Annotated in this window: 12 protein-coding genes; 11 read left to right on the plus strand and 1 reads right to left on the minus strand. The window is 42.5% G+C overall.

The window, feature by feature from the left end; translation table 11 throughout:
- The first annotated feature begins 29 nt into the window (after positions 1-29).
- From M0M83_RS02410 to M0M83_RS02435, 6 genes are all read left to right on the plus strand, one after another.
- Positions 30-2,582 (plus strand): fimbria/pilus outer membrane usher protein, encoded by a 2,553-nt coding sequence (locus M0M83_RS02410; RefSeq protein WP_248467531.1) that lies wholly within the window; start codon positions 30-32, stop codon positions 2,580-2,582.
- 47 nt (positions 2,583-2,629) lie between these two features.
- On the plus strand, positions 2,630-3,334 hold the full coding sequence (locus tag M0M83_RS02415) for a fimbrial biogenesis chaperone (protein ID WP_248468410.1): 705 nt from the start codon (positions 2,630-2,632) through the stop codon (positions 3,332-3,334).
- Positions 3,335-3,381: 47 nt separating this feature from the next.
- Positions 3,382-3,792, plus strand: a complete 411-nt coding sequence (locus tag M0M83_RS02420) for a hypothetical protein (RefSeq protein WP_248467532.1) — start codon at positions 3,382-3,384, stop codon at positions 3,790-3,792.
- Complete coding sequence (locus M0M83_RS02425; RefSeq protein WP_125892906.1) at positions 3,785-4,300, plus strand: fimbrial protein; 516 nt, start codon at positions 3,785-3,787, stop codon at positions 4,298-4,300. Before M0M83_RS02420 ends, M0M83_RS02425 begins: the two co-directional genes overlap by 8 nt.
- The gene (locus M0M83_RS02430) at positions 4,300-4,833 is read left to right on the plus strand and encodes a fimbrial protein (protein ID WP_213914053.1); all 534 of its coding nucleotides are present in this window, start codon (positions 4,300-4,302) and stop codon (positions 4,831-4,833) included. The genes M0M83_RS02425 and M0M83_RS02430 overlap by 1 nt, the downstream gene beginning before the upstream one ends.
- 160 nt (positions 4,834-4,993) lie before the next feature.
- The gene (locus M0M83_RS02435) at positions 4,994-6,004 is read left to right on the plus strand and encodes an adhesin (RefSeq protein ID WP_248467533.1); all 1,011 of its coding nucleotides are present in this window, start codon (positions 4,994-4,996) and stop codon (positions 6,002-6,004) included.
- A 24-nt stretch (positions 6,005-6,028) separates the two neighbouring features.
- Here M0M83_RS02435 and M0M83_RS02440 read toward each other — a convergent pair whose 3' ends face one another.
- On the minus strand, positions 6,029-6,802 hold the full coding sequence (locus tag M0M83_RS02440; protein ID WP_213914050.1) for an AraC family transcriptional regulator: 774 nt from the start codon (positions 6,800-6,802) through the stop codon (positions 6,029-6,031).
- A gap of 191 nt (positions 6,803-6,993) precedes the next feature.
- On the opposite strand from M0M83_RS02440, the gene M0M83_RS02445 reads away from it, so the two are divergent.
- The 5 genes from M0M83_RS02445 (at position 6,994) to M0M83_RS02465 (ending at position 12,175) form a co-directional block, all read left to right on the plus strand.
- Positions 6,994-9,411, plus strand: coding sequence for a DMSO/selenate family reductase complex A subunit (locus M0M83_RS02445; RefSeq protein ID WP_248467534.1), 2,418 nt, complete (start codon positions 6,994-6,996; stop codon positions 9,409-9,411).
- Positions 9,408-10,046: a DMSO/selenate family reductase complex B subunit gene (locus M0M83_RS02450; RefSeq protein ID WP_248467536.1), complete on the plus strand. Its 639-nt coding sequence runs from the start codon at positions 9,408-9,410 to the stop codon at positions 10,044-10,046. The genes M0M83_RS02445 and M0M83_RS02450 overlap by 4 nt, the downstream gene beginning before the upstream one ends.
- On the plus strand, positions 10,043-10,939 hold the full coding sequence (locus M0M83_RS02455; protein ID WP_213914045.1) for a dimethyl sulfoxide reductase anchor subunit family protein: 897 nt from the start codon (positions 10,043-10,045) through the stop codon (positions 10,937-10,939). Before M0M83_RS02450 ends, M0M83_RS02455 begins: the two co-directional genes overlap by 4 nt.
- Before the next feature lie 37 nt (positions 10,940-10,976).
- Positions 10,977-11,549: a molecular chaperone TorD family protein gene (locus M0M83_RS02460; RefSeq protein ID WP_248467538.1), complete on the plus strand. Its 573-nt coding sequence runs from the start codon at positions 10,977-10,979 to the stop codon at positions 11,547-11,549.
- Positions 11,550-11,752: 203 nt separating this feature from the next.
- Complete coding sequence (locus tag M0M83_RS02465; RefSeq protein ID WP_248467540.1) at positions 11,753-12,175, plus strand: DoxX family protein; 423 nt, start codon at positions 11,753-11,755, stop codon at positions 12,173-12,175.
- Positions 12,176-12,349 lie beyond the last annotated feature (174 nt).

The following is a 12,349-nucleotide window of genomic DNA, read 5'->3' on the forward strand; positions in this document are numbered from 1 at the left end:
AATCTGGTATAGCGAGGATGGTATAGAGCATGGTGTTCAAAATTAACGCGAAATTGAAGCAGGCTTGGCGTATTGTTTTTCTGTTATCGAGTCTTATGGGATGCAAAGTATTTGCCTCTGAATTTAATACAGATGTTTTAGATGCGGATGATATTCAGAATATTGATATGAGCCAGTTTTCAGTAGCTGGGTATACGCTACCAGGAAATTATGTCTTTACTCTCTTTGTTAATGGGCAACGTTTAGGGGCACCCCGTGATATCTCCGTTTATGAAAATAAGCCAATCGCAGGTGAATCAACTCAAGTCACACAAACCATCTGTATTCCACCAGATGTCCTTGAATTAATAGGTTTAAAGCGTTCGTCGATGGAAAAAGTGACACTTTCCCATAATGGAAAATGTCTTGATTTTTCTGCGTTAGCAGGGGTTCAAACAACCATCGAGCTCAGTACATTGTCGCTGAAAATGACGGTTCCACAAATATGGATGGAATATCGCGACCCTTACTGGGTACCCGCTAATTTATGGGAGGAAGGAATAGGTGGTGTATTTATTGATTACAATGCGAACATTTCTGCAACCAAAGAAACGGATAGTCATCGGCAAATCTATTTATCAAGTAATGGGGTCACTGGGGTAAATTGGGGGGCTTGGCGCCTACGGGGTGATTACAGTACATCTTATCAGAAGCAGCGGGGCGATTACCCTCAAGAGAAACATAACTTTGATTTTACTCGCCTTTATGCGTTTACCTCCTTGAAAGAGAGTGCCTCAATCTTTACGTTGGGGGAAAATTATTTTTATTCGGATATTTTTGAATCTTGGCAATATACCGGTTTTTCTTTAGAAAGCGATGACCGCATGCTGCCGCCTAAATTAGTTGGGTATGCACCGGAAATTATTGGTGTTGCAAATACGAATGCAATTGTGATTGTTCGCAGCCAAGAACGCATTATTTCTGAAACGGCAGTTCCTCCCGGCCCATTTCGTATTCAAACTCTTGATAGCGGCATTCGTGGTGTCTTAGATGTGACCGTCCGCGAAGAAAATGGGGAAGAGAGTAAGTTTAGTATCAGTACGGCCTCGTTGCCTTATTTAACACGTCCCGGACGCGTTATCTATAAGGCTGCTATGGGAAAGACGCGTTATGACAATCGGCATTTAACAGGGGAGCCTGTTGTAAGTGGTGAATTATCATATGGTGTTTCAAATGCATGGTCATTATATGGAGGCACCCAGCTTAATGGTTATTACCAAAGTGCAGCGCTAGGAATAGGGCGAGATCTTTTTTCAATCGGTGCGGTTTCTTTTGATATCACACAATCTTTTGCCGATTTTTCAGATAAAAGACGCCAAGGACGTTCTTATCGCGTTAATTATGCAAAATCTTTCGATGATTTACGTACTGACATTACCTTTGCAGGTTACCGATTTGCTGACAAAGAATACCGAACATTGACGCAGTTTATGGATGAAGACAGAGTTGGTTATAGTGTTCAGGCGGCAAAAGAAAATTATCAATTATATTTAAATAAATATTTCGATGATTTCAATATTTCTCTTAATTATCAATATAGTACATATTGGCAACATGACTCACAAACACAATACGGTTTATACGTTAATGCGCCTTTAAACTTCCCTCTTTTGTCCCAAAATGCGGCAAATTTATCATTATCAGCGAGCCGTACAGAGCGAGACAATGGTAATGAAGATGATGCCATTAATCTGTATCTCACTGTACCGTTATTTCGTGGACATAGTGTCACATTCTCTGAACTCTACTCACGCTCAGCAGGGAATAACCAATTTAATCATCAGGTTGGATATAGCGGTTATGGGGAGCAGGATAATTTTAATATCAACGTTGGTTATAACCATGGGCAAAATATAGATAACCAAGTCAGTTTGAGTGGTTTCTATTCACGAGATATCTCTCAAGCAAGTACATCTCTAAATGCGAGCTATGTACCTGATCAGTACCACAGTATTGGTGGATCAATAAATGGTGGGCTCACATTAACCTCTAAAGGGGCGGCCTTACACCGCTCCGCGCACGGTGATACACGACTTATGATTGAAACACCGGGGGTGAGCGGGGTTCCTCTCGAAAATGGTGTAACTAAAACCAATGCATTTGGATTGGCCGTTATTCCCAATGTGAATAGTTATCGAAAATCTACCGCTTCAATCAATACCAGCCAGTTACCCGATGATATAGAAAGCCTCGATCCCTCAACGGATATTACGTTAACCAAAGGTGCCATCGGTTATCGCAGTTTATCGGTGATGAAAGGCGAAAAGTTATTCGCTGTCTTTGTTCAGTCGGATGGGAAGCACCCGCCTTTTGGCGCCAGTGTACGTAATAAAAATAATCAAGAATTGGGGCTTGTGGGTGAAGGTGGTGTGACGTGGTTAGTGGGGGTTTCACCTCAAGAAAAGTTGGCGTTGTATTGGAATAACCAGCCACAGTGTGAGTTATCTCTACCTGAAAAATTAAATGGGCTTACGGATTTGTTATTGCTGCCATGCTCTTCAGTCAAAGCGCTCCGTTCAGTTAATTCATCATCAAGTAAATGATTATGAGGCTAATTATGTGGAAGTTAGATATCTATTATCAATGGATTATGAGAGTTCTGTTTGTCATACCAATATTGTCTTTTAATACTGATGCCGCAGTGACCTTGGATCGCACTCGGATCATTTTCCCTGGGGATGCGAAATCGATCAATATCAAGATAACCAATGATAATCCAGAAGAAGCATATCTCGCGCAAAGTTGGATTGAAGACCCGCAAGGTAACAAGTTAATAAAAGGAGCGTTATTAGCCACGCCACCTCTACAGCGTGTCGAGCCGAGGAGTCAAAGCTTAGTTCGTTTGAGTTTGACGCCTTTGCTTAGTCAGTTACCGCAAGATAGGGAATCCGTATTTTATTTTAATTTACGAGAAGTCCCGCCTAAATCTCATGATGCGAATACCTTACAAATTGCTTTGCAATCGCGGGTGAAGCTTTTTTATCGGCCCCCGTCCATTTTAGCCGAGTCAGAAACAAACTGGGCACATAAGGTCACACTAATGAAAACCAATAAAGGGTATCAACTCAATAATTCAACACCTTTCAATTTGACGGTTATTGGTTTGGGTAATAACCAAAAGCAGTCTGAACAAAGTCAATTTGAGGTGGTGATGGTGCCGCCGAAATCCACCCAAGAATTTGTTTCTCAGCCGCTGACAAAGCCACATTTAACCTATATCAACGACTATGGCGGAAAACCGACTTTGGCTTTTCGTTGTCAGCAAAAGGTTTGCACTGTGGTTGATGAACGTTAGTTAAGTCGGGAAATATGCCTAGCATTAATAATAGAAGGAGTAATGCATTGATAAAACATATGCTTATCGGTCTATTTTTCATCAGCGGCATGGTCATCAGTGGCGCGATAGGCGGGATGGCTTCGGCGAGCGAGTTTTTAAATCATACTGCAGTGAATGAATCGCATTATGAAGATTCAAATAGTGGATGGTTAGAAGTCAGCGCTCAATTATTCAATTCACCTTGTCACTTAAAAATATCAACCTCAGCGGTGATGCTGACTCAATGTGGCGCAGGCGATGCCTTTTCTGCCAACAAAATGCAAACAACGCCCGCACAAATACGTTTTTATGATGTGCAAAATGGGAATGTTACGGCTATAGAGAAAATGAATCTATTAAATGGCAATAATCTCATTTACCCCCCTGTTTCAATGCACAAATCGAATTTATTACGGTTGGAGGTGGTTTATGAGTAAGGCAATTTTACTTTTAAGCCTTGTATTTCCTATCTTTGGTTGGTGTAAGGATAGCCTAGATGTGGAATTTAGCGGAATTTTAGTCAACAAAACCTGTCAGTTAGCGGCTGATTCCATCAATAAGCAGGTGAAAATTGAAAATATACGGTTGAAGTCGATTAATAATAACATTACCAGTGATATCACCCCCTTTTTTATCACGATTGAAAAATGTAGTCAGTCTGACCTCAATAAGATGATAAAGATTACTTGGAAGAGCCCAAAACGCGTTAGTGTCGAGGGGCAAAGTTACCTTGGAACAGATGGAGATAGTGGTGTACTGCTGGGGGTGGTTGATAAGCAAAGAACACTTGTGGTTTGGGAACAATCAATTGAGGTCGAGCCTGTTACGGTTGCCGATGGGACTCAACAATTGGAATTTGGGGTGTTTGCCCGTAAAAACCCGTTGAATGAGGCAAAACAAGGCTTTTTTTCAAGCTCAGCGACTTTTTCATTGGAGTATGAGTGATGAATACAATCAATTGGTTATCTAAATTTATTTTGTGTTTTTTATGCTTCTCTTTTATAGCTAAATCAGATGTTTTAATTGATGTTAGTGCGACGCTAGTCGACCCTGCCTGTCATCTTCGTAGTGAAGACAACAGCACGCCGTTAAAAATCCATTTTGGGGTGATTAATATACCGCATAATTCTGATGATATTTTCCAATCCCATACATTTCCTTTGTATTTAACTGGCTGTAATTGGAATAAAGCGCTCGGTATTATGATTAACCCCAAAAACAGTAACACGATGGTCTATCAAGGAAAAAACATTTTATCAACGGATACTGATGGCCTTGGTATTAATATCAACAATATAACTGGTGGTGTGGCTCATCCACTTGAAGTTAATCAAATTCAGCAAATATTCCCAGAGCAAATAGATGCCACTTTGCAGCGAATTATTTTACAAGCTGACCTCGTTAGTACCCTACCAGCGAGCCAACTCCGTGCTGGAAAATTTAGTGCTATTGCCATGATTTCGGTCACTTACTATTAAGGCGGTAATATCGGTTATGTCTAATTTTCAAATCCTATTTCAGGTGGTTTCTTGCTCTATGGTGAAAATACCATTTCCCTTATTTTTGAGGAGAGAGTTCTTTAAACAACCATCTAGCTTATTAATGTATTTTTTGGTAGTCATTCTTAGTTTGTATGGAATGAAAGCTCATGCAGACTATGCACCCCGAATACAAAATTCCAATTCAGGTTATTCAATTCGGATCGATAGCAATAGTGTTATTGAACCCATTGCACGAGTTGGCTCTGATGGCAAAAATTATTATCGTGTAGGAAACCCTATTGTTATTGACGGTACTAGTGCTCAAGTGAGCGTGTCTGGCTTAGTTGACTGTGTTGGGAGACGATGGGGAAGCAGTAATACAAGAATTCATTCGTCACAGGCATTTCATCGTTTGTTTATGTATGTGGCTTCTGCGGGAGTCACGATTGACGGAAAAACGACCTACCGGATCAATAACAATTTAGTGATGACGGTGGAAACTCCGATAATAAATTGGATAAATATTGATGCAGGAATGTGCTCATATGCTTATGTGGGGCTTGTTAGGTCTGCTCAAGAGTTTACCAGTCAATTTCCGGTTACTATTACATTTTTTATTAATGAGCAAATTATTGATGGAAAACTGGTTATTCCTGCAATGGATTTAGCAGGCTATGTTCGCGCTTTTACTGAACCTAAAACAGCGCCTTCCTTTGAGAGCTGGCCTTTATCTGAATCAACAGTGCCAATGCGTCTTGCCGCTTCCCAGTTAAATGTGAAAGCAATGTGCTCCACGCAAACGAGCTCAGGGCAGGCTAGCACAGTCAATTTGCGACACGGACAATTAAGTAGTATTTATTACGATAGCTTGGTGACGGAAAGTATCAGATACACGTGCAAATTTGCTGCCTTAACGAAGGTAAGGTTACGGTTAGACTATGCCACAGATGGTGATCCACAAAAACGTTTGCCGATGAAAGATGCTTCAAATAGAACAATTTACAGTCAATTAGACATTGTGGATGAGCAAACTGGGGCGACAGGCACAGACATTCGTGTGGGGATTCAGTCAGATCGTACTATTCAGATACGTAGTCGTATTCAAGGCAGCAATGCAGACGCAGGAAGCTATCAAGGGTCTGCATGGTTAATCGCCACATTTGATTAAATGGAGTTTTTGAATGGTTAGATATTATCCACCAATTCTCTGAATAAAGCTGGATGGACTTTGCCCTAACCATTTTTTAAACATGGTCGAAAAAGACCCAACGCTATTGTAGCCTAAATCGAATGCGACCTCGGTAATGGATTTACCCGCAGAAATGTGGGTAATCGCACTTAATAAACAAGCTTGCTGGCGCCAGTCAGAGAAAGATAACCCTGTTTGAGCACCAAAAAAACGGCTAAATGAACGCTCACTTTTGTGCAGTTTTGCCGCCCATTCCTGTGGTAATGAGGTGATTTGTGGGGCTTTTAGGAATTCCCGGCACAATTGGGCTAAATGTTCATCCCGTGGGATTGGGGCGTAGAAAGGCAGGGGTTCTGCTTGTGCAATTTCATGCAAAATCAACTGGTACATCACACCATCACGGCCATTTAAATCATATTCAATTGGGGTATCAACCGCTTCAAGCAATAGCTGACGAAGTAAGGGTGAAACCCTGAGCACTTCACATTTGCTTCCCCTACGTGGAGCGGCTTTGGGCTCAATGTATAAGCTACGCGTACTGACATTCAACATGCGTGTTTCATGAGGCGTATTACAGGGGATCCAAACACCACTATCAGGTGGTATGACCCATTCGCCATCTGCTGTACTCACTTCAATCAAGCCTGTCGCACCATATAGAAACTGGGCGCGGCGGTGAACGTGAGAATCAAGCAGCACGTTTGGTAGGTAATCAGTGCCGATAGCTAAAACATCACGCGGAATTGTATCGACCGTTTTTAGAGGAATATTTCGCATAGTAATTTTCTTGGCTGATATTCAAAAGTTATTGTCTATTTTCTGAATATAGGCAATTTTTATTGATATAACCACATGTTTTTCATGGTTGGCTGAAATTCCAATGTGTTTGGCGGTTTTTCGAAAGTTGGCAAGCAGGGAAATGATTACTCTAGCGCGGCAACCTAATGTATGCCAGAGGTAGAGTTATCATGGAAAATTATCACGATCAGGCGGATAGCAAGAGTTTGATTGACCCCCTAACCCGTCGTCGGTTTATTCAAGGCAGCTCTGCACTCATGGCTGTCCCATTTATTGCCACAAACACGGTCGCATCGACACCAGAAAACCCGAATATTATCCCAACCACAACGCTGCAAAATAACGGTGAGCGTGTGGTCTCGACCTGCAGTAGTTTTGACTGTGGTGGAAAATGTGATATTCGAGCGCATGTTAAAGAAGGCGTGGTAACACGAATTAGTACCCGTCCAGATGCCGATTTAGACGAAGAGATGCCAATCATGCGCGCTTGCGTGCGTGGCCGCAGTTATCGCAAATTCGTTTATCACCCGAATCGATTGAAATACCCAATGAAACGCGTGGGTAAGCGTGGTGAAGGGCGCTTTGAACGCATTAGCTGGGAAGAGGCGACAACACTGATTGCCGACAACATGCAGCGAATTAACGAACAATATGGCCCTGCATCACGCTTTGTTAGCCTTAGTACTGGGGTAACGGGGGGAATTTTTTCCGGTGCCAATATGCTACGCCGGCTATTTAATATCACAGGTGGCTTTCTGGAAAATTACCATTCAGTGAGCAACGGCAATACCATGGCGGTCACGCCTTATACTTATGGCACGTCGGCCAGCGGTAGCACGCTAGACACACTCGAAGATACGCCATTGGTGATCTTGTGGGGACATAACCCGAACGAAACCATTTTTGGCCATACTAATCATTATTTTCAAAAAATGAAAAAAAATGGCACCAAGTTTATTGTGGTTGACCCGCGCTATTCGGATACCGCATCGTCATTAGCCGACCAGTGGATCCCTATTTTACCGACCACAGATAACGCGATGATGGATGCCATGATGTATGTGATCATCAGCGAAGGGCTTCATGATCAGGCCTTTATCGATAAATACACCTTGGGGTTTGATGAGCACCAGATGCCTGAAGGCATCCCTGAAAATGAGTCATTAGTGGCTTATTTAATGGGAAAAAAAGATGGGGTCGTGAAAACCCCTGAATGGGCGGAACCCATCACGAAAGTGCCCGCGGATACCATTCGTCAACTGGCTCGTGAGTACGCCAATACAAAACCTGCAGCGTTAATGCAAGGTTGGGGCCCTCAGCGCCATATTTGTGGTGAACGCTCTGCAAGAGGTGCCACGCTGTTAGCTACCATCACCGGAAATGTAGGCGTGAAAGGGGGTTGGGCTGCGGGCTATGGGGTGGCTGTCACCCCTGATTTACGTAAAACGTTAGCGGGGCCTAGCTTATTTGAAAACCCAGTCAAAGCAAAAATCAATATCACCAATTGGGTACAAGCTTGTGAAAACAAAGACCTTGTGACGCCAAATAATGGTTTAAAAAACGCAGAAAAACTCGATACCGAAATCAAAATGATTTTTTCGTTAGCGGGTAACTATATGACTAACCAGAACCCCGATATTTTGCATGCGGCTAATGTTCTGGAAGATGAAAGTAAAGTCGAGTTTATCGTTTATAGCGACTTATACATGACTCCCAGCGCCAAGTATGCCGATATTTTACTGCCTGAAACCAGTTTCTTAGAGCGTTGGAATGTGGGGGGCACATGGGGAACCGGTGATTATATTATTTTATCTGAAAAAGTCGTTGAGCCTGAATTTGAGCGCCGTAGTGACTATGAGTGGTTGCGAGAGGTTGCAGATAAACTTGGGGTTGGTGAGAAATTCAGTGAAGGTCGAACAGAGAAAGAGTGGATTGAGCATTTAGTTAACGATGCCCACCAAAAGCGCCCAGAAGATGGCATTCCTACCTTTGATGAGTTATTGGTTAAACGTCGCCATTTGTTAAAACATAAACCCCATGTTGGTCATGTCGCTTTTGAGAAAAATATCAACGACATCGATAATAACCCGTTTGAAACGCCATCTGGAAAAATTGAGATTTTCTCTCAGCGCCTCTATGAGCGTAATGATGTGGAGATCCCTGCGCTATCTCATTATGTACCCGCCATTGAAGGGCCAGAAGGCGAGCTAGTTTCACGTTATCCATTGCAATTAATTACTTGGAAAGGCCGTAATCGTGCCAATTCAACACAATTTGCGAACCCGTGGCTACAAGAAGTGCAGCGCCAAGAGTTGTGGATCAACCCCATCGATGCCAAACGACGAAATATTACGGATGGAGAGCGAGTCAAAGTGAATAACGACCGCGGTATCACCATGGTACCCGTCAAAATTACTCAGCGGATTATGCCTGGCGTGGTGGCTTTACAGGCAGGAGCATGGTGGCAACCTGACGAAAATGGCGTTGACCAAGGCGGTTGCGCTAACGTTTTAACATCAGCCCGTAGCACAGCAATGGCACACGGAAATGCCCATCAAACCTTATTGGTGGAGGTAAGCAAAGCATGAGTCAATTTCACGTTTATCCCGCGGTAAGCAGCAAACAGCTTGGTTTTTATATCGACTCTGCACGCTGCTCAGGTTGTAAAGCCTGCCAAGTGGCGTGCAAAGATAAAAATAACCTCGATGTGGGTCGCAAGTATCGTCGTGTATATGAAGTCGCAGGCGGTGAGTTTATCGAAAACGGCACTGGAGGGCTGGTGAATAACGTCTTTGCCTATACGTTATCCATTTCATGCAACCACTGTGCCGACCCAATGTGTGTGAAAAACTGTCCAACGACAGCCATGCACAAACGTGAAGGGGACGGTATCGTGATGGTCAACACAGATAAATGTGTGGGGTGTGGAACTTGCGCGTGGTCTTGTCCCTATGGTGCACCGCAAATGAACCCTGAAACCAAACAAATGTCGAAATGTGATTTTTGTATCGACCTACAACTCAAAGGTGAGCAACCCGTCTGCGTCGCCACGTGTCCATTAGGGGCCATTCAGTTTGGCCCGATAGATGAATTAAGAGAACGTTATGGCGAGCTGGCGGATGTTCGTGGGTTACCGGACTCATCGATTACGCATCCAAATTTAGTGATCCACCCGCACCAAGGGGCCGGCCGCACTCAAAACTCTCAAGGAGAAGTCAAATGAATGAATGGCCACTATTGTTATTCACATTTTTAATGCAAACATCCATTGGGTTGAGTGTGATGTTAGCGCTTTTCGCAAAAAAATTATCAGCGGCGTTGGGCAGTAAAGTTAATGCACAATTTTTGTTGCGGTATGTGTTTGTCGCCTGTGTTTTCGCGGGTATTGGTTTGTTGTCTTCAATTACCCACTTAGGGGTTCCTTTGAATGCGCCTAATTCCTTGTTGAATATTTTTTCATCATGGTTAAGTCGTGAAGTGGTTTTCACTGCGACCTATTTTGCTTTTCTTGGGCTGACCTTTCTATGGCTCTGGTTCAAAAAGGAGCTGTCATATTTGTTACTTGGTTTAGCGATTATCGCTGGGCTGTGTGATGTATATGCCATGGCTTCAATTTATCGTTATACATCAATGTTAACGTGGATGAATGATAATACCTATTTGATGTTCTACGGCACGATGTTAACTGCGGGAGCCGCTGGGTATTATTTATTAATCAATTTGTTATTACGTTTTCATGCAGGTTCGCCAGCGGCGCAAGTTTCAACTCGCGGGTTATGGATACTGTGGGCCGTGATTGGTATTAGCTTGTTAGTCCGTTTAGCTTATCAACCAGCCTATGAAAGCTACTTAGTTAGCACGAGCTATAATAATGAATCGATTACATTTCCTATCGACTCTATCGGTGCTTACCAAGGGATTTGGTCGCTGCGTATTACAAGCTGGGTTGTTGGAATATTGTCGGTGATTGTATTGGGGTATGGATTATTTCGCCATATGCGACAGAGTGCGAGTGGGGTTATGTCTTCGAGCAGCAAAGGATATTTAGTGGTGGGGTGTGCGGCTGCCATGATTGCTGAATTTATGCTGCGCTACTGTTTTTATACGATCCATTGATAAATAACCGCATATTGCTTAGGAAATTATCTTTTTCATGATCCATTTTTCACACTACGCAGCGGCGTTTAATATCTTAGGCACGTGCTATTTATTTTCACCAAATGATGATGCAAGCCGTTATGCGATAAGCTTTTTCAAGTTAAATGACTTTGCATCGCAATGGCCTTGTAAGATCAGTGCGCAGCTTAGTGAGCGTATCTCGGCGTCGCTAAACATCGATGCTGCGGTACTCCACACTCAATGGACAGATTTGTTTATTGGTCCCGAAGCATTACCGGCCCCGCCATGGGGCTCGGTATATCTCGACCCTGAAGGGGTATTGCAGGGCTCCTCCACGGTGGCCTTGAGTGAGTTTTTAAAACGAGAGCGTTTAAAAATTCAGACGCGTTATCCAGAACCCTCTGACCATGTTGGTTTAATGTTATTCCAAGCAGCAGTTTTGGCTTCACAAGTCAGGGAGGCTGCATTAAAAGAGCTGTTGAATGATCACTTGGGGAATTGGTTACCGCAATTTTACCAGCAATTAAATCGAACAACATGTAGCCCATTTTATAACGCATTAACGGAATTAACACTGGTTACTGTGAGGTCATGTTTATCATATTAATTCAGTATTTTTGATGGTTAAATGGTTAATTAAACGTAATATTTGAATGGGTGAAAAGTTAACAAATTTTAATTAAATGAAAATTGATTTAGTTATAATAAATGCAAATTAAAATGATTCTTACTTTACCTTTATGAGCCATAATGCATTTTTAAGCCATACTACTTGATGATGCTTTTGGATATCCATAGAGGGGGTATAAAGTGGTCAATTTATTAAATCGTTTGTTGTCCCATGAAGATGCTGGCAGGTTGTTATTACGGCTTGCAGTGGGTGGGCTCATGCTGTTTCATGGCATGAGCAAATTAATGACAGGGGCGAGTGGCATTAAAGCGCTATTAGCTTCTTATGGGTTACCTGAGTTTATCGCTTATGGAACCATTTTAGGCGAAGTGGTTGCCCCTATTTTTATTATTTTAGGGATTTTAACTCGGCCATCTGCATTATTAGTTGCCTTCACTATGGTGGTTGCATGGCTGATGATTGGGCTAGATAAAACATTCTTGCTCGATAAAACTGGCGCATGGGCGATTGAAAGTATTGTGTATTTCTTCTTAGGTGGCATTGCATTAGCATTTTTAGGTGCGGGTAAATATTCCATTATCAAAAACCCGAACTGGCGATAAATTAGTTTTTCTTTCGTGTTTGACATTGCCTTTGAAAAAAGACCATCAAAAATATTCTGATGGTCTATTTTTTTGCCCAAACTACGGGAAGTTCAAGACACGTGATTTTTTGGATTGCTGGTTATTTAAGCTATTTTAGCTATAATAGCTAATCAAGCCATTTTATATTGTAGG

Origin of the sequence: Providencia rettgeri (assembly GCF_023205015.1) — a bacterium.
Lineage (GTDB): Bacteria > Pseudomonadota > Gammaproteobacteria > Enterobacterales > Enterobacteriaceae > Providencia > Providencia rettgeri_E.

What these genes read in the sequence shown, in the direction of transcription:
- M0M83_RS02410 (WP_248467531.1), top strand. Translation starts at nt 30, where the DNA reads ATGGTGTTCAAAATTAACGCGAAATTGAAGCAGGCTTGGCGTATTGTT.
- M0M83_RS02415 (WP_248468410.1), top strand. Translation starts at nt 2,630, where the DNA reads ATGAGAGTTCTGTTTGTCATACCAATATTGTCTTTTAATACTGATGCC.
- M0M83_RS02425 (WP_125892906.1), top strand. Translation starts at nt 3,785, where the DNA reads ATGAGTAAGGCAATTTTACTTTTAAGCCTTGTATTTCCTATCTTTGGT.
- M0M83_RS02430 (WP_213914053.1), top strand. Translation starts at nt 4,300, where the DNA reads ATGAATACAATCAATTGGTTATCTAAATTTATTTTGTGTTTTTTATGC.
- M0M83_RS02435 (WP_248467533.1), top strand. Translation starts at nt 4,994, where the DNA reads ATGAAAGCTCATGCAGACTATGCACCCCGAATACAAAATTCCAATTCA.
- M0M83_RS02440 (WP_213914050.1), bottom strand. Translation starts at nt 6,802, where the DNA reads ATGCGAAATATTCCTCTAAAAACGGTCGATACAATTCCGCGTGATGTT.
- M0M83_RS02445 (WP_248467534.1), top strand. Translation starts at nt 6,994, where the DNA reads ATGGAAAATTATCACGATCAGGCGGATAGCAAGAGTTTGATTGACCCC.
- M0M83_RS02450 (WP_248467536.1), top strand. Translation starts at nt 9,408, where the DNA reads ATGAGTCAATTTCACGTTTATCCCGCGGTAAGCAGCAAACAGCTTGGT.
- M0M83_RS02455 (WP_213914045.1), top strand. Translation starts at nt 10,043, where the DNA reads ATGAATGAATGGCCACTATTGTTATTCACATTTTTAATGCAAACATCC.
- M0M83_RS02460 (WP_248467538.1), top strand. Translation starts at nt 10,977, where the DNA reads ATGATCCATTTTTCACACTACGCAGCGGCGTTTAATATCTTAGGCACG.